Origin of the sequence: Desulfosporosinus sp. I2, assembly GCF_000960765.1 — a bacterium.
In the GTDB taxonomy this organism is placed as follows: Bacteria; Bacillota; Desulfitobacteriia; order Desulfitobacteriales; family Desulfitobacteriaceae; genus Desulfosporosinus.
On record NZ_JYNH01000003.1, the window covers coordinates 17,848 to 35,428 of the forward strand.

The window sequence follows — 17,581 nt, forward strand, 5'->3', positions numbered from 1 at the left end:
CAGTATTAAGTGATTAATTTTTAATACTTACTTGCTTAACTTCTCGTTGCAATTTTTGTGCCAACAATTATACCCTTAAAATAACCTTCACCCCGTCATTTAAGGGGTATTTTAAGGGTATAATCTAATTCGGGCTGGTATTTATAGATAAAAGACGGGGGTACTAACTCACTTTTGAAATGGTTTTCCCCCATTGAACAGGTCAGTAATTTAAAATTTATTTCAATTTTGCAATTATTCGTTTCATTAATGAAACGACTTCATTTATATATCTAAACTTGAGCTGAAAATAGTTGCAGTAAAATTTACATTTTTTCTCGTTCCATTCCATACTCAGTCAGTTTTCGCCATAAGGTCGCAGTACTAATTCCTAGAATACGAGCAGCCTTGACCTTTTTATACTTGGCCATTTCTAGCGCCTTTTGGATAATTAACTTTTCGGCTTCTGATAATGCTTCTTTTAAATTTAGCTTTTCATTCCCAATCTCAACTACCACGACGGATTTTTTCAAAGCCCTTTGACCTTGCCGCAGGTAAAGAGGCAAATGTTCAGGTAGAAGTATTGACTCCTCTCGCACCATATTCATAGCAGATTCGATACAGTTCTGAAGTTCACGGACATTTCCCGGCCAAGGATAATTCTGCAATATCTTTAATGTTCCAATGTCGATATCTTCAATAGGTTTACCAAAGGACGAAGCAAATTTATGAATAAAGTACCTGGCCAATAAAGCAATATCCCCAACCCGCTCTCTTAGCGAAGGAATTTTTAACTGGACCACATTTAAGCGATAAAAAAGATCCTGCCGAAACTTCCCATCCGCGATCAGATCGTTTAACTCTTTATTGGTAGAGGCAATGACCCTAACATCAATTTTCTGAGCTTTGAATCCACCAACCCGAACTACTTCTCTTTCTTGAAGTACTCTTAGTAATTTAGTTTGCAGGCCAATTTCCATCTCACTAATTTCATCGAGAAAGATAGTACCTCCATCCGCTTGTTCAAAAGCACCAGGGCTTCCTCCTTTCTTCGCTCCGGTAAAGGCCCCTTCCTCATAACCAAAAAGATTACTCTCAATGAGTGAAGCCGGTAAAGCCCCACAGTTTAACGCCACAAACGGCCGATATCGACGTTCACTAGCATTATGGACTGATTGAGCAAACAATTCCTTTCCAGTTCCCGTTTCTCCATAAATAAGAATCGAGGAAACACCATCTGCAACGAATTTTGCCATACTCTTTGTTTTTGCTAATACTTCACTTTCCCCGATAATGTCTTCAAAACAATAGCTCGCACTTTGAAACTTTTTAACTTCATTATATAATTTTTGATGTTGGCGGGCAGCATTTTCATTATTAAATCCGAAACCAATTTTCTCTGTAATAGGAATACGTACCGCCATTGCTCCATTAACAGAAAAAGACTTTCCAACCACAGGCTCCTGGGAAACCATAGCTTGTCTGGCCTGTTTACTCACTTGCCCCTTCAACTGGTGTCGCTCAGTTCCATCCGAGTAATAACTTAATAATCGTTCACCAATATCGTTAAAAATTACGGCCTCCCCACCAGCCACTTGGGCAATCATCGGAAGCGCCTTTCTTAATGCATTAAGAAATTTTTGTTCTCTTTTAAGTCGTTCCACATTGCTGCACGACAAGACATAGTCACCTATTGGCAATGCCCAAGCATCCGCCTGATCTACTATTTGAGAGACACCAATTAACGGACGAGCCTGTTGACCTGCATCTCTCGCTAAATCGTATATCTCATCATTCAGTTCCTTTATTTCCGTTCCATTCCAATCAACGGTACATAATCGCCGTCCTCCAGAGTTTGTAATCGTTGCGTATCCACCCGTTGTTCTTGCCAAAATTGGCAATATCATTATAAGTTTTTCCAAATCATAATGATTGCTCATTTCAACCTCCACAAATACAATTATTAACAAACACCATAATTTTCATGACATCTGCGCTTAGTGGAAACTTATCAACCCTATTCTTTTCGCAATTTCCCTAAACCCAAGCGGTCCCGTTGGCTACCTTCCTCTATAATACCCGTTCAAGTAGCGAAATGTCGAAATATATTTTAATTTATACTACAGAAAATGCCGTACATGCTTACCCTCTCAATCTGTTTTTATTATGTTTGCAGCAGTACTCATCCTGACCGCCCTAAATGTCCTCCTTCTTGGTGAAGAAACCAAAGGCAAGCCCATGGATGAAGCCGCCTAATTAGAACTCTATCAAATAACTACGCTGGTAAACTTTCTTTCAATAATCGCCATGCGTGGCGGACCAAAAAGAGCGCTGTCGGACGTTTGTTCCAGCAGCGTTCTTTACTTAGAAAAAGTTTTGCATTCTCAGTGAACCTTATGTCTAATTTTACCTTATAAGGAACATTAAGGAATTTAACGCATACTGTGTATTAGGAACCATGATTCTCACATTTATATAAAGGGGGCTTGCCCATGAAATCGTTGATGGGGCAACGGGGTTATTCTCCGATTCAACAGAACAGGTTCTCCCCAATTCAGCGACAGGGTACTAACCCTGTTCCGCGGCAGGGACCAGGACCATCCTCGATAAATCAGCCAACTTCTATACCAACTTCTCAAACGACTTCACCTATAGTTCAACCGATAACCCAATCGATAACTAAGCCTGCTTCTACTCAGAAACCCCTTAATTCTTTACCGCAAATCCCTTCCGCTAAGCTAGAATCTTCTAACCTCTGGCAACAGCAAGCTGGAATTCTCATAAAAAAATATGGCCCTTCTCTCATGAAACAATATGGGCCTCCTCTGGCCCGCAAAGTAGGACTTCCCATCGCCCAGCACTTTGGCCCTCCCTTAGCACAAAAGGTAGGAATTCCTCTTGCTCGGCGTGTAGGCCTTCCTCTCTTACGCAAAGTGTTTGTTCCTCTCGCCAAACGAGCAGGATTTGCGCTCATTAGACGACTAGGTCTTCCTTTTTAAATAAAACCTCCACGTATGCGTTGGCCATGGACGGCCGAGTGTCCCTGTAGCCATGGATGGCGAGAAGGGACCGTTGGTTATGACTCGAACAAGGATGTTCAAGCTTAGAGCGCTGACCGATAAAGAAGGCTGTGAACGAAATTTAATCGTCTACAGCCTTTCAACATTCAGTAGCGTTTATTTATTCACTTAACAATTAGAACAGGGCACTCTGCTTGCTGAAGGACGCGCTGACTCACGCTGCCTAATACAGAACCGGCAATCAGACCGTAACCATGACTCCCCATGACCACTAAATCTATACCCTCTTTTTGAACTTCTTCTAAGATCATAGTCGCCGGGTATCCCTGAACTACTTTCTTCTTTAAAGGGACATCCCCTACGTCAATTCCTTTTAGAGTTGCTTCTAAGGCAAGCTCCCCTGCGTCTTCAATTTCTTCTGGCGAAACCAAAACGCTATAAGCTACGTTATAACCCCAGTATGCTTCCCGAATGTACATAACGAACAAAAGCTCGACTTCCCCGCCAAACGTTTTAGCAAGTTCTAAGGCATCTTTTAACGCTCGACGTGAATACTCCGAGGCATCGGTTGCTACTAATATCTTTTTAAACATTACTAAAGCCTCCTAAAAACATTTTTCAAATCCTAACCTTCTAAATAATTTCTACATTTATGATTTGAATCCTTCTTTACTCTAAAGTTTAATCGTACAAAAAGCTATAAGTATCTACCTCGATCTCTGGCTTTCTTAGTTTGGTTATTTTAACTTCCTGATTATAGTTCGGGTATATTTAGAATTGGAAACATATATACTCTTTACACGGAACACTTGTTCTGATAAAGTATCCTTACGATAACTACACAGGTGGTGTCTCCGCATGACTCAACGAACTATTTTTCATATTGATGTTAATTCTGCCTACCTCTCCTGGGAGGCCGCCCATCGCCTTCAACATGGTGACTCTTTAGATCTCCGAACAGTCCCTTCTGTGGTGGGTGGAGACCCTACGACTCGACATGGCATTGTTCTAGCCAAATCAATCCCAACCAAGAAATATGGCATTAAAACTGGAGAAACACTTTATTCCGCAAGAACTAAATGCCCTGAACTAGTAATTGCCCCGCCGAATTACCTGTTATACCAACGTTGTAGCACAACTATGAAAGAAATCCTAGAACAATATTCCCCCCTTATCCAACAATATTCAATTGACGAGTACTTTCTTGACTATACGAACATGAATAAGCTTTTAGGGGACCCGATAGAGGTCGCCACCCAAATTAAAGATCGAATCAAACATGAACTAGGCTTTACTGTCAATATAGGAATCTCCACTAATAAACTACTTGCGAAAATGGCTTGTGAACTTGAAAAGCCCGATAAAGTGCATACCCTCTTTCCTAAAGAAGTTCCCGTTAAAATGTGGCCCCTACCCATTGAGGATTTGTTCTTTGTTGGCAGGGCAACCTCAAAGAAACTTCACTCCCGAAACATCACCACGATCGGACAGCTTGCTACATCAGACCCTCATTGGCTGAGGCTTTTCTTGAAAAGCCCCGGACTCTTGATCTGGAACTACGCCAATGGTCAAGATGATTCTTTGGTCCGAACTACTAGGAATATTGTCAAAGGCATGGGCAACTCAACTACAATCCCCTTTGACGTCGAAGATCGTCAAACAGCCCACTTAGTTTTGTTATCTCTTGTGGAGACTGTTTCTATGCGCTTACGGCAGGCAAACGTTTGTGCTCAGCTTGTATCGGTTTCCTTGCGGACTAGTGAATTCTTGTCTTATTCTCACCAGCGAAAAATTCCTACCCCTGTCGACTGTACCAACCAAATTCATGAGACCGTCTGTGAACTATTTGATGAACTTTGGACTGGCAAGGGGATCCGGCACCTTGGAGTAAGTGTTTCGGAACTTTGTAAAAATGACTTCATTCAACTTACCTTATTTACCAAGAATTTCGAAAAGCAACGGGCCATCGATCAGACGGTGGATCAACTTCGCTTGCGCTTTGGATCTCATGCCGTTATCCGTTCTTCTTTTCTTAATAGTGGACTTAAAGCCCTTACAGGCGGTGTAATTCAAGACGAGGACTACCCCATGATGTCTAGCATTTTGTGAAGGTGGGTGATGCGTATGAAACTATTAATGCAACCGATCGAAATGATTGCTTGGTTTACACAAGAGGGAATCCCTAATCCACTTCGATATAAGCTAACTTCCGATGGCACTGCAAGCATCGTGGTCAAAGTCGACCGAATTGTAACCCGCTCCGAGGAGAAAATTGCCGGAAATCGTATGATTCTTTTCCGCTGTCAAAGTGAAATGAACGGTCTCTTAAAACTATATGAACTCAAATATGAGTTGAACACTTGTAAATGGTATCTGTATAAGGCCTAACGAAAGCTCTGCTCTAAATTAATCATTACTAAATCAGTCGAGTAAGCTAATCTCCTAGAGAAAGGTCGACTAGTTTAGAAGTATGGGGTATCGTGAGGGCAGCGCTTATAAAGGAAAAGGCTGTTAACGAGGTTCGTCAACAGCCTTTAAAGATTCCACAAATATTCCTTTTTCGATTGGGCTGCCCAGCAAAAATGTTCACTTTACGATTAGAACAGGGCACGTTGATTTTCGGAGAACCCGTTGACTCACACTGCCCAAGACCGCTCCAGCAATTGGCCCATATCCATGGCTCCCCATAACGACTAGATCAATATTTTCATTGCTGATTTCTTCTAAAATCACGGTCGACGGGTGTCCCTGTATCTTTTTCTTTTTTAAAGGAACGTCACCCACTTCAATTCCTTCAAGTGTGGCCATTAAGGTTTGTTCGCCAGTTTCTTCGATTTGTTCTTGCGAAATTTCGATAGTATAAGCCGGATTGTAACCCCAATACGCTTCCGGAGTATACGTGACAAATAGAAGAACCACTTCCGCTTGAAATTTCCTGGCAAGCTCCAAAGCAGTTAAAAACGCCCGACGCGAATATTCTGAGGCATCGGTTGGAACCATTATTCTTTTATACATAAGCACCCTCCTCATTTATCGAATCGTAGGACTCCTAGACTCTCTCACCAATGACTCGATGTTTAACTTTAGTTGAACGAGTTCACTTAGACGATCATGGCATATTCCTTTCTAACATATTCCACCAGTTAGCACCTTAATCCTGCCTTGTTCTGTAATAATTGTAAATTATTTTCGGCTTAGAATGGCTTAGGCATCCGTTTATTCCAAAATCCACCTTTGAAATTTTTGGGTTCAAACGATACTACAAAAGCTTTGGGACAGAGCTGATCGAGGATGTCAATTAACTGCCGTTCATTACTCCTCTTGGCCAAAACCTGCATCATGAGCCGCGAACCATCCTTACCATCGGCTAACCAGGAAGTCACCCCATATCCATAATCCCGTAACTTTGACGGGATTTCTGCTTCAACACAATCTACGGTCACTTGAACCGTAACATAACCCAAAGCAATAAATTCCTCAATTCGACTACCTATATACACGCCTAAGCCATAACCAATACAATAAGCTGCTAGATTCCAATGATTATCAAGATTTTTCAGAACAATCCCTAACCCTGTCATATAAACAAAAATCTCAACTATGGAAAGGATTGATGCTAAAACTCTCTGCCCTTTTATGACGAAAATCATACGCAAAGTATACATAGATACGTAGACCACGTTAATTCCCATGATGATAAGAATAAGTTGCATAACTTCCTCCATTTTCTGCCCGCTGAATTGCTTTCTTATATTAGCCTCTTCATGGACAAACGGTTATTCCCCGTCCCCAAAGACAATCTCCGCAAGAAGGAGCATTACCTAAGCAATCCATGTCCGTTCTAAAAACCATGTCGCAGCCATTAACCCACTCACAATCCGTGCACGAAGGATACCCTCCAGTTATCACTTTGTAACGATAACTCATAAAATCCTGAGAAGTCCAGATTTTTAGCAAGGATTGCTCCGTCAGAGAACCAAAACTGTGAGCCTCAATGAGCTTATTTCTTCCGAAGACATACTCTGGATAAGAATGCAAAAACCGATAACAAGAAGAAACCTGACCATCCCAACGTACAACTGCACTTTGAGTTTCTACAAATTTACAGTATCGGTCTGTTCTCAACTGGCTTTTAGGCAAAACAACGTCCACGCCTTTTGCCAACCCCAACAAAAAAGCCTCTTGAAAGGTTCGCTCTGTCTCAGGAACTAAGGTTGGATAATACAGGGTTTCCTCTATCATCTCTTTTCTCATAGGTAGAACATGAGAAACAAAGATTCGATTAACGCCTAGTTTAGTGGCTTGGCGTATAGTCTCTGGCAAATAAGAAAGAGTACTTTTCATGGCCAGAAACTCCCATATAATCTCTGGCTTCCCATTAATTTTCCGATCAGCTATGTAACGCGTGCTCTCCAAGATTCCTTGTACATTCTGATGCCGGATAGCAGCAAAAGCCTGCACATCTGTCGTATCAACCGAAAGAACGATCCGGGCAACACCACGCGAAAGCAAAAATTGGATCATAGGCTCATCCAACGTAGTCCCATTGGTCGTCACGGTCACTTCATAACGTGAAGCGAACATTTCTACCGCTTGGTGAAAATTATTGGCAATCGTTGGTTCCCCAATCCCTCCCAGAATTACTTCCCTCAGATTAGGAAAAGAAGCCACTTCACCTGCTATAGAACTCAGAATATCCGTCGACATATCCCCCAAAGGTTCTTGCCAATTCTGGCGGTAACACATTTCACAAGACAAATTACAACGATTGGTCAACTCAAGGTAAAGACGTTCTATCGAAGGGGAAGGATGATAAACTAAATCAACGATATCTTTCATACCAAGCAACCTCCTCTTTCGATTCTGATTTGCTCACTTCCAGAACCTTATTAGAATAATCCTATATTATTATTCAATGGATTGGAAGTGTTGTCTGAAAAACCTGACAGAGTTCGCCCGGTTGAAACAGCCTATGATCTTATTTTCCGTAATTGAACGGCCCTAAACCTGACGTTCTTGGGAAGCTCACGAGTCTTCGCTCGCGGTTCTTGTACTTGTTTTGCCTAATGGCGTATAATTCTTATGATAACAAACACACAATACAACTTTATATCATGGGAGGAGGAGATTTTCATACTTCAAATAGTTATTCCGGGCCGAAGAACCATGAACCTTGAAGTGTTAGTCCTCGATTACAATGGAACATTAGCCTTAGACGGGCAAATGTTAGAATCCGTTAGGGAAAGTCTCAGGCATATATCTCCTTTTCTGGAAATCCATATTCTAACTGCAGATACCTACGGTACCGCAGAGCAGCAATGTGAAGGATTACCCGTTCAGGTAAACTTATTGAAGACCATAGATCATACTCAAGAAAAGGCGGATTATTTGTTACAGTTTGGTTCCCGTGAAATTGTCGCCATCGGGAACGGAGCAAACGATCAATTAATGCTAGAAAAGGCTCATCTTGGCATTGCTGTCATTGGGTTTGAGGGAGCCTCTATGCAGACTCTCAATTCTGCGGATTTGGTGATTAATAAAATTGAAGACGGTTTTGGTTTACTTTTAGAAACTCAGCGTCTTAAGGCATCTTTAAGACGCTAAACTACCGAGGGCCTTTTGTACCCCATTGAGGTTAGCCGATTCCTGAACAAGCTCTATAAATTTCACGAGGCTTCAGATGGAGTTTTATTCCATCTGAAGCCTCGTGAAATTTATCCAGAGTTTTGGACCACTATCCCCTTAAATTCCTTAACGTCCCAATTTATTTCGGGGCAGTTAACAGCTCGTGAGTGAAAAGCTGTTCCGTGAAAACTTCCATTGCCTTAGACTGTTCATGGTTTTTAGATTTTATTAACAAAAAAGAACGAGTTAACCGTTTTCCTTTTATTCGGATCGTCGTCAGTTCTCTAGCAGTTAATTCTTTGCGGACGATCCAACTGGAAACAAGGGCAATTCCTAGCCCAGCTATAACTGCCTGCTTGACGGCCTGACCACTTCCAAAAATATAGGACTTTTTGACGTGAATTCCTTGATCTTTGATCAGCTTGTTGCTGAAGGCTCGGGTTCCCGAACCACTTCCTGACATAGACCCATCCTGTGTCGTCGCCTTTAGTTGCCTTTATGCGCTGCCATAAACTTATATATCTGTTCCCCTTTTGCCCAATTTCCTCCAGGAATTAGCAGATTCATGGGTAAGGAGTTGCTCCATGAAAACTTCCATAGCCTCGGTCATCTCATGATTTTTCGGTCCTATTAAATAAAAAGAACGAGTAAGTCGCTTCCCTTTTATTCTGATCGACTTCAATTCCTTGGCATTTAATTCTTTACGCACGATCCAACGTGAGACAAGCGCAATTCCTAAACCCGCTGTAACAGCCTGCTTAACAGCTTGCCCACTTCCGAAGACATAAGTCTTCCTCACCTTGATTCCCCACTCTTTGATGAGCTTGTCACTGAACGCACGAGTTCCAGAACCGCTTTCTCTGAGAATCCATACCTGGTCTTGGAGATGCTCTGAAGTAACAATAGGCAACCTTGACAAAGGATGATGATTAGGAACGACTAAAATAATCTCATCCTCCATGATTGAGCGGATTTCAAGGTCATCCTGATTGACTTCTCCTTCAACAAGAGCAATGTCTAAGTGATTTGCTTGAACTGCATGAATAATCTCTTCCGTATTGGCAATTGAGGTTTCAATCTCCACCCTTGGATATTGAGTCGCAAATTCAGCAACTACAAAGGGCAAAATATATTCTCCGATTGTATAGCTTGCTCCAACCCTCAATGACCCTGTCACTACATTGGATAACTGCTTGATTTCCTGTTTGGCCTTATCCTGTAAAAGTAGAATTTGTTTAGCATATCCATAATATATCTCGCCCGATTGCGTAAGCTCTATATGGTTTGACGAACTATTAACGAGTTTTGTGCCAAGTTCTTCTTCCAAGCTCTGAATTTGTAAACTGACATTGGGATGGGATAGATACAGCTCCTCAGCCGTGCTAGAGGAATTCCTTTGCTCCACTACCGTAACAAAGGTTTTTATAGGATCGTTCATCACAGCTTACACCTCTAGTTTTTTAAATCTAAGTCAGAATTGATGCATATAATGATACTTCTTTTCCCGAAAATTCACAACGTCGTTTTCCTTACAATCTTATCCTTTTCTTTAGCTAACTATCCTTTTCTATAGAGCCTATCCTTTTTGGCATTGTTTAAACTATGTTTTTCCTAATCCTTAAGAACTCTTCCATCCCGTAATATCATATAACAGAAATTAGCAATTGCTGACTGTTGACACAGCTAGCGATTTGATTTATAGTAGCAATAACCTAACAAACTAAATATTAATTTTCTCTTATCAAGAGTGGCGGAGGGACTGGCCCAATGATGCCCGGCAACCGATAGCGTAAGCTATGAGGTGCTAATTCCAACAGAACACTAATGTTCTGAAAGATGAGAGTAGCGTGTTAAATGATATAACGGCCGCTTCTCTTGAAGTGGTCGTTTTTATTAATTAACACGGCCAGAACAATACTCTCTCGCGAATCAAAACTTGATCTCTGGATTGCCACAACCTGTTTTACCCTTTTCCCTTTATCTATTCTCACAGTATGTCATCTAAATAAATAACTAGGGAGGAATATATCATGATAGAAAAACGACAACTAGGTATTGAAACTATTTCCTTACACGGGGGACAAAGCCCCGATCTCGCGACCAATGCACGAGCCGTTCCTATCTATCAAACATCTTCTTTCGTCTTTAACGACACGGATCATGCCGCGAATTTATTTGCCTTAAAAGAATCTGGCAATATCTACTCACGAATTATGAATCCGACTCAAGACGTCTTCGAACAGCGAATAGCACTCCTTGAAGGGGGCGTTGGCGCACTCGCGACTGCGTCCGGCCAAGCAGCCATTACCTATGCACTTTTAAATATTGTGGAAGCTGGAGATGAAATTGTCGCTTCCAGCTCCCTTTACGGAGGTACTTTCACATTATTTGCCTATACATTTGCCAAGCTAGGAATTAAAGTCCACTTCGTGGATGTCGACAAACCAGAAGAGTTCCGTTCAAAAATTACGGACAAAACAAAAGCTTTATACACTGAAACCATCGGAAATCCGCTTATCAATGTCGCCGACCTAGAAGAGATCGCTAAGATTGCTCACGAAAACGGAGTTCCTCTGATCGTTGATAATACCTTTGCTTCACCGTACTTGTGCCGTCCGATCGAGCACGGAGCGGACATTGTGGTGCATTCTGCTACTAAATTCATTGGTGGACATGGTACTTCAATCGGAGGAGTCATCGTCGATTCTGGCAAATTTGACTGGAGCAATGGCAAGTTCCTGGGTCTCAGCGAACCAGATCCAAGCTACCACGGCATTATTTACACAGAAGCCTGCGGTAATGCCGCTTATATTACAAAAGCGAGAGTATCCCTCTTACGTGACACTGGAGCAGCCCTTTCCCCCTTTAACTCCTTTTTATTCTTACAAGGCTTGGAAACCCTCCCCTTGCGCATGGAACGTCATGTCGCTAATGCGCAAAAGGTTGCGGAGTTTCTTAACCAGCATAAATTAGTGACTTGGGTTAACTATCCGGGACTTGCGAAGAGTCCTTATCGCACACTGGCTAAAAAATACTTGCCCCTAGGTTCTGGAGCCATCTTCACCTTTGGTCTCAACGGTGGCTTGAATGAAGGCAAAAAGTTCATTAATAGTCTCAAACTATTTTCTCATTTAGCCAATGTTGGGGATGCCAAATCTTTAGTTATTCATCCTGCAAGCACCACTCATCAACAGCTCGATGAAGCGTCCCAACATCTTGCAGGTGTATCCCCTGATATGATCCGCCTTTCCATCGGCTTAGAAACCATCGATGATCTTCTGTACGATCTGGAGCAAGCCCTTCAATCAAGCCAAGAAGCTTAGGAAGCTAAGCCTCAGTGGTATGGCAACGTCATCTCGCGGGATGCAAGTCAGGGACGGTTCTCGAACTTGCATTCAAACCCGTGACGCAGTGTCACAAAGGACGAACGAACCGTCCCTTTGCACCTATCTCATATACCAAAATAAAAGGAGCGACACTCGATGATAGTTGAATATAAATTCGAACTTCGCGCATCGAGCCTCGCGCCTCGAAAGGGGTTTATCCATGCCGATTAAAATACCTGAAAATCTGCCTGCTCTAGATATATTGCATCAAGAAAACATCTTTGTAATGGGAGAAAACCGTGCCTTTCATCAGGATATCCGTCCCTTAAAAATTGTTATTTTGAACCTCATGCCCCGCAAGGAAATAACAGAAATACAACTTTTAAGATTACTCGGCAACTCTCCCTTACAAGTCGAAATCGTGCTTTTGCATATTGATTCCCATATTTCTAAAAATACCACTCAAGAACATCTAGATTCCTTCTATAAAAGCTTTAGCGATATTAAAGGACAAAAATTTGATGGCATGATTATAACCGGAGCCCCGGTAGAGCAACTTGAATTTGAAGAAATCTCCTACTGGGAAGAACTTAAAGTCATTATGGACTGGACAAAAACTCACGTTACCTCTACGTTCCACATCTGTTGGGGAGCTCAGGCGGGACTCTATTACCATTATGGTATTCCTAAATACCCACTTCCTGAGAAAATGTTCGGCATCTTTAAACACAATGTGAATAAGCGCAGCTTAAACGGGATGCAACTACTGCGCGGTTTTGATGATGAATTCTTTGTTCCCCATTCACGCCATACGGAAATTAAAGGTATCGACCTTGAAGCCCACCCTGAATTGGAAATTTTGTCGGAGTCGGATGAAGCTGGACTTTACATTGTTGTTTCTAAAGATGGACGGCAAGTGTTCGTAACAGGACATTCGGAGTACGATACTTTAACCTTAAAAGAGGAATACGAGCGGGACGTAGCCAAAGGACTTTCTATCGCTCTTCCAAAAGGTTACTTTCCCAATGATGACCCAACTAAAACGCCAATCCACAATTGGCGCTCTCATACAAGTTTACTCTTTCAAAACTGGTTGAATTACTACGTCTATCAAGAGACTCCCTATGATTTAGGAGGTCGCTAAAACTAGTGGACTTAAATAAGCCTAAACGAAAGCTACCGATAATAGCATACTATCGGTAGCTTTCTTGCCAGTGCAATGACACATTTATCGGTAGGATGTTATTAAAGTACTGAACAAAGTTCTTATATCATATTGATACTGATTAATGGGACAAATTTCTTGCGAGATTCCAAAGAGTTTGTAGACAGCAATTCTTGCTGCGCGCACAGAATATTCTTCAGTAAAAACAACATCATCCGGAATTTCGCAGAACTGACCGACGAAGGCCAAATTAGTCGACCCTTCTGGAACAATTTGTGGTCTGTCGCCAAGCGCTCTAGGCATAAATTGGGATGTAATAAACGGCATCATACACGGTATGCAGTTAGCTGATTTAACAATCTCTTCTCTGTCATCCTCAAATTCAAGATGGCATAACAACTCAGTCAATATCTCTTCTCCCGTGCAATCACTCATCCTTTTCTTAACATAATCTCCTACTTTGTCTGGATACAGTCCGTACCCCCAGAATACCTTGACATTGTCAGGCTGATTGAGAAAGTGTGGTTGATATGCCAGCACGATTGACATAAGCCAACTTGAATCCTTAAAGGTAACCAGTGCTCCTGAGCCCGCTTTATTACGTGAGAACTTTTCCATCAAATCAAAGAATCTCGAATCCTGACAAGTTACCGTGAAGGATTCCCACTTCGAGCCGTCAATATCCTCATCAAAGGAGGAGGGATTTCCAAACCCTTGCTTTTTCTTGGCAAGCGTATCCCACAATTTCCATGAGTTTCCTTTCCCCATTAACTCTGGAGCTTTGCTCATCGAACCGAGACTATAACCATCCGTCATGGAACCGTTCGTGACGATAACCTGATCCCCTTCATTAAGCTTAATCACTCCCTGAATACCCTCTCGGGTATAACGAATGGCTGTCACAGTAATATCATCAGAATCCTTGAAGTCCAGATCGGTCACTGTACATTTCATATCAAAATCAACCTTGTATTGATCTAAATATTTTTTCAGCGGAAGAATAATTGAATCATACTGATTATATGGTGTTCTGGTAACTCCCTCTAACGTCTGAATTCTGGGGAATTCATGCATGAACCGAATCATGTATCGTTTGAACTCAACCGCACTGTGCCAAGGTTGAAAAGCAAAGGTGGTAGCCCACATATACCAGAAGTTTGTCTCAAAGAAATGAGGTCCAAACCAATCACTGATCCTTGCTTTACCCATCTTTTCCTCAGGTGTCATCACCAGTTTAGCCATGGCAAGGCGATCACCGAGATCGAACCCCATCGACATAACATCTTCAATTTCGGCGTTTTTGTTAACAAGTCTTGCTTTAGCTCGAGTCGGATGTGCTGTATCAAATTCCATAATTTCCGTTCTCACAGATTTGTCAGGGTCGTTCAAGCTGGGAATAGTACTTAACAATTCCCACGTATTCTCATAAGCCTCATCATTAAGCATTCTCCCGCCGCGAATCACATATCCCTGTTCGGAATTTCCGGAGCCATCATTGCTTCCACCGACAATTTTCATTTCCTCAAGAATATGAATATTATTTCCAGGGAAATCACAATCCCGAATTAGATAAACAGCACCCGCCAGTGAAGCTAATCCGCCACCAATGAAATAAACATGCTTAGTTTCATAGTCTTTCTTCATGATCATTACCTCCATCTTTTTCTGTCTCTGCGCTTCGTGAGAGTTGATACATTATTTATACAGTCTTAAGCGTTCAAAAACTATGAACAATATCGCCAAGATGTTTAAAATCGTTACATTAGCTATGAATTGTATAGTTTTTTGGTCTTTTGATTTTAAGTCCAAGCAAATAAAAAAGAGGCCGTAACACCTCTCTGGTAATTACATCCTCTTCTCATATCGTTGCAAGGCACTGGCGAAATTCCCCTCCACCAACTCACTTAGTTTTTCGATAATGACTTCGGGTTTTTCCTTCATCCCTGTCTTCATCCATTGAATCACCAAACCAATAAAGGCCAGCGCATAAAAATCCGCCATGAACTTTTTATCCTCATCCTTGACCTTCATATCCTGTGATACTTCAGTGACCACTCCCATCAACAATTCGAAAGCAATCGAGTGGAGAAAAGTGTCGAGATGATCTCTCCCTAAGGAATTCAGCGTGTTGAGACAAAAAGCCTTGTTCTTCCCAATATAAAGGAAGATTTTTAAAAAACCATCCTCCCAGGTCGTATAAGTCTTGTAGTTAGCTATACTCTCAACAGCTTCTGTCGTATAGATCCAACCCAATAAAGCATAGATATCCTGGAAATGATAATAGAAGGTTTGTCGATTGAGCTCGCAATCATCCACAATTTCTTGAACTTTAATTTTGTGCAGAGGAAACTTTTCCATCAAGCGTTTTAACGACGTTGCCAGCGCTTTTTTGGTCAGAGATGACCTAGGCATTCTGTCTGCTCCCACCTTTTATGAATAAACTAAATACCTCTTCGAATTAGTACTTTCAAGGATATTGATTCTTACACTCACCCTATTATAACACAAAAAGGTGGTCTTCCTACTTCACTATCCGGCCTATCACACAGCGCAGAAATACCCTGCACGCCGAGAAAAAAATCCTTAGACATCTCATGGTAACAAATCTGTTTTAGAAACAAAAAGCTAACTATTCTTGGGAAGATCTTCTGCCATGATTTCTTTGCCCGTTTAAGCATATTCACATAGACTAGCAACTCCTCCCGTGAAGCAACATTCAGCTTCATATCCTGTAACTTAAGCGTGAGTGGCGAAGTCATAAACAACTTAGGGGTGCTTCAAATGCCAGACCACAAGCATAACTCAGAAAAATTGTGTGATCCTTCTGATATCGAACAGAACAAAACCATGGCTGCCCTTGCTTATTTCCTCTTCTTTCTGCCCCTTATAGCTTGCAAAGATTCCCAGTATGGGAGATTTTACGCAAATCAAGGTTTATTAGTCCTGATATTGAGCGTTGGTGGCAGTATGGCTTAATGATTATTTTTTTGATCATTACGGGACTTCTCAATGGACTTCTCAATGGACTTTTCAATCGCGTTGAGTACACCCAGCAAGAAAAAGGAAGAGCAGGGCCACCATCAAAATGGTTAGGCCATAAAAAGTTAATGGTCACAATCTCATGAGTGGCTGTTCCACAATCGAAAAACCACCCTTTTTTAAAATAAATTAAAAAGTCTTGCAAACTTTCGTACTCTTGTGTCAATATTAATATACTAAGTAAATTCTTTTTGGGGTTTTCTGTCGTATTCCATGGAAACGGATAAAACTCAGTTTTTAAGTCCGCTTTTTGCTCATTCATGTTTTTCAGTTTAAAGGAATAGGGGGTAAGCAGTATGAAACCGTCAGTTTATATAGGCATTGACCTCGGGGGGACTTCCATCAAGATGGGCCTTGTAGATCAGCTGGGTAATATTCTCTATACTCTGGAAAGCCCAACACCGGTCAAAGCTGGATACCATCAGGTATTAGCTGTCTTCTCTCAAATGGCTGAGAAACTTTTTCAGAATAACAAATATGAATGGAAAGACATTATAGGTGTAGGTGCAGGCGTTCCTGCCTTTCTCGATCAGCAAAAGGGTATTGTTATTGAGGCAGTTAACCTTAGCTGGAATCATGTGCCTTTAAAAGAAGATCTAGAGAGAATGTGGAAGGTGCCGATTATGGTTGATAACGACGCAAATGCAGCTGCCCTGGGAGAAATGTGGAATGGGGCTGGAAAAGGAGCTTCACATTTAATCTGCCTGACACTGGGCACCGGAATTGGTGGTGGCGTCATCATTAATGGAGACATTTATCACGGCGCCAATGGAAGTGCAGGAGAAGTAGGACACATGACCGTAAGACATCAAGGTGGACGTAGTTGTAATTGTGGCAGAAAAGGTTGCCTGGAAACTGAAGCATCGGCAACAGCTATTGTGTTGGATGCCCTAGAACAGGTGAAGGGGGTATCGAGCGGACCGTTGAAAGAAGAATATGACAAAACGGGAACGATTACAGCAAAATCAGTGGTACAATTGGCACAACAAGGGGATTTTTTAAGCATAGAGATTATCACAAAAGTTGGTCGCATCCTGGGAAGCACCTTAGCTCAAATGTGCTATCTATTAAATCCTGAGGTTATTGTGATTGGCGGAGGAGTTGCACTGGCTGGCAAGGTTCTTTTTGATCCTCTGATCCAGGCCTTTAATAATGCAATTCTTCCCAGAGTGGCAGAAAATACATCCATTATTCCAGCTAAGCTGGGGAATCGGGCTGGGTTGACGGGTGCAGCCTGGTTGATTCATCGAAAAAACATAGGATCGCGTGAAGCCAAAGGTAGTTGACTCTACTAGTTATGAGATTAATTGGCTCGTCCGCCAACAAAAGAAAATCCTTGACTATTCAGAATACTGAACCCTATAATGTACTTAAGTAATTAAATTTATTAAGTTAGTGCCTAAAAAGAAATCTATTCTAAACAAGGA

17 protein-coding genes and 1 riboswitch are annotated in these 17,581 nt (G+C 41.7%); of the genes, 8 read left to right on the forward strand and 9 right to left on the reverse strand.

The genetic code is table 11. The annotated features are described in order from the left end of the window. Positions 1–305: 305 nt before the first annotated feature. Positions 306–1,919 (reverse strand): sigma 54-interacting transcriptional regulator, encoded by a 1,614-nt coding sequence (locus tag UF75_RS01435; RefSeq protein ID WP_045572821.1) that lies wholly within the window; start codon positions 1,917–1,919, stop codon positions 306–308. A gap of 552 nt (positions 1,920–2,471) precedes the next feature. On the opposite strand from UF75_RS01435, the gene UF75_RS01440 reads away from it, so the two are divergent. After that, on the forward strand, positions 2,472–2,978 hold the full coding sequence (locus UF75_RS01440) for a hypothetical protein (protein ID WP_045572822.1): 507 nt from the start codon (positions 2,472–2,474) through the stop codon (positions 2,976–2,978). A 185-nt stretch (positions 2,979–3,163) separates the two neighbouring features. On the opposite strand, the gene UF75_RS01445 is transcribed toward UF75_RS01440, so the two are convergent. Continuing rightward, positions 3,164–3,592 carry a universal stress protein gene (locus tag UF75_RS01445; RefSeq protein WP_045572823.1) on the reverse strand — a complete coding sequence of 143 codons (429 nt, stop codon included), beginning with the start codon at positions 3,590–3,592 and terminating at the stop codon, positions 3,164–3,166. Between the two features lie 265 nt (positions 3,593–3,857). Between UF75_RS01445 and UF75_RS01450 the strand changes: the two genes are divergently transcribed. Both UF75_RS01450 and UF75_RS01455 read left to right on the forward strand, forming a co-directional pair. Beyond that, the gene (locus UF75_RS01450) at positions 3,858–5,108 is read left to right on the forward strand and encodes a DNA polymerase IV (RefSeq protein WP_045572824.1); all 1,251 of its coding nucleotides are present in this window, start codon (positions 3,858–3,860) and stop codon (positions 5,106–5,108) included. A 15-nt stretch (positions 5,109–5,123) separates the two neighbouring features. Further along, entirely contained in the window at positions 5,124–5,387 is a 264-nt protein-coding gene (locus UF75_RS01455) for a hypothetical protein (protein ID WP_045572825.1), read from the forward strand. A gap of 198 nt (positions 5,388–5,585) precedes the next feature. Here the strand turns inward: UF75_RS01455 and UF75_RS01460 are convergent, their stop codons facing one another. From UF75_RS01460 to UF75_RS01470, 3 genes are all read right to left on the reverse strand, one after another. Continuing rightward, a complete protein-coding gene (locus UF75_RS01460) occupies positions 5,586–6,014 on the reverse strand; it encodes a universal stress protein (RefSeq protein ID WP_045572826.1) in 429 nt (142 codons plus the stop codon). Between the two features lie 179 nt (positions 6,015–6,193). Beyond that, positions 6,194–6,724 carry a DUF2179 domain-containing protein gene (locus UF75_RS01465; protein ID WP_045572827.1) on the reverse strand — a complete coding sequence of 177 codons (531 nt, stop codon included), beginning with the start codon at positions 6,722–6,724 and terminating at the stop codon, positions 6,194–6,196. Positions 6,725–6,761: 37 nt separating this feature from the next. After that, complete coding sequence (locus UF75_RS01470; protein WP_045572828.1) at positions 6,762–7,838, reverse strand: radical SAM protein; 1,077 nt, start codon at positions 7,836–7,838, stop codon at positions 6,762–6,764. A 243-nt stretch (positions 7,839–8,081) separates the two neighbouring features. Between UF75_RS01470 and UF75_RS01475 the strand changes: the two genes are divergently transcribed. After that, positions 8,082–8,603, forward strand: a complete 522-nt coding sequence (locus UF75_RS01475) for an HAD hydrolase family protein (RefSeq protein WP_242860068.1) — start codon at positions 8,082–8,084, stop codon at positions 8,601–8,603. Between the two features lie 160 nt (positions 8,604–8,763). Here UF75_RS01475 and UF75_RS01480 read toward each other — a convergent pair whose 3' ends face one another. After that, positions 8,764–9,087: a LysR substrate-binding domain-containing protein gene (locus UF75_RS01480; RefSeq protein WP_045572829.1), complete on the reverse strand. Its 324-nt coding sequence runs from the start codon at positions 9,085–9,087 to the stop codon at positions 8,764–8,766. Between the two features lie 51 nt (positions 9,088–9,138). After that, complete coding sequence (locus UF75_RS01485) at positions 9,139–10,065, reverse strand: LysR family transcriptional regulator (protein WP_045572830.1); 927 nt, start codon at positions 10,063–10,065, stop codon at positions 9,139–9,141. A 294-nt stretch (positions 10,066–10,359) separates the two neighbouring features. Continuing rightward, positions 10,360–10,467, forward strand: a riboswitch (SAM riboswitch). A gap of 187 nt (positions 10,468–10,654) precedes the next feature. Here UF75_RS01485 and UF75_RS01490 point away from each other — a divergent pair. Further along, on the forward strand, positions 10,655–11,947 hold the full coding sequence (locus UF75_RS01490) for a homocysteine synthase (protein ID WP_045572831.1): 1,293 nt from the start codon (positions 10,655–10,657) through the stop codon (positions 11,945–11,947). 223 nt (positions 11,948–12,170) lie between these two features. Continuing rightward, complete coding sequence (gene metA, locus UF75_RS01495) at positions 12,171–13,094, forward strand: homoserine O-succinyltransferase (RefSeq protein WP_045572832.1); 924 nt, start codon at positions 12,171–12,173, stop codon at positions 13,092–13,094. An 84-nt stretch (positions 13,095–13,178) separates the two neighbouring features. On the opposite strand, the gene UF75_RS01500 is transcribed toward metA, so the two are convergent. Together UF75_RS01500 and UF75_RS01505 are read right to left on the reverse strand one after the other, a co-directional pair. Continuing rightward, a complete protein-coding gene (locus tag UF75_RS01500; protein ID WP_082074964.1) occupies positions 13,179–14,774 on the reverse strand; it encodes an oleate hydratase in 1,596 nt (531 codons plus the stop codon). A gap of 186 nt (positions 14,775–14,960) precedes the next feature. After that, on the reverse strand, positions 14,961–15,527 hold the full coding sequence (locus UF75_RS01505; RefSeq protein WP_045572834.1) for a TetR-like C-terminal domain-containing protein: 567 nt from the start codon (positions 15,525–15,527) through the stop codon (positions 14,961–14,963). 369 nt (positions 15,528–15,896) lie between these two features. Here UF75_RS01505 and UF75_RS01515 point away from each other — a divergent pair, with 369 nt between their 5' ends. Then, a complete protein-coding gene (locus UF75_RS01515; protein ID WP_045572836.1) occupies positions 15,897–16,091 on the forward strand; it encodes a hypothetical protein in 195 nt (64 codons plus the stop codon). Between the two features lie 359 nt (positions 16,092–16,450). Then, on the forward strand, positions 16,451–17,440 hold the full coding sequence (locus UF75_RS01520; RefSeq protein ID WP_045572837.1) for an ROK family glucokinase: 990 nt from the start codon (positions 16,451–16,453) through the stop codon (positions 17,438–17,440). The last annotated feature ends 141 nt before the right edge of the window (positions 17,441–17,581 follow it).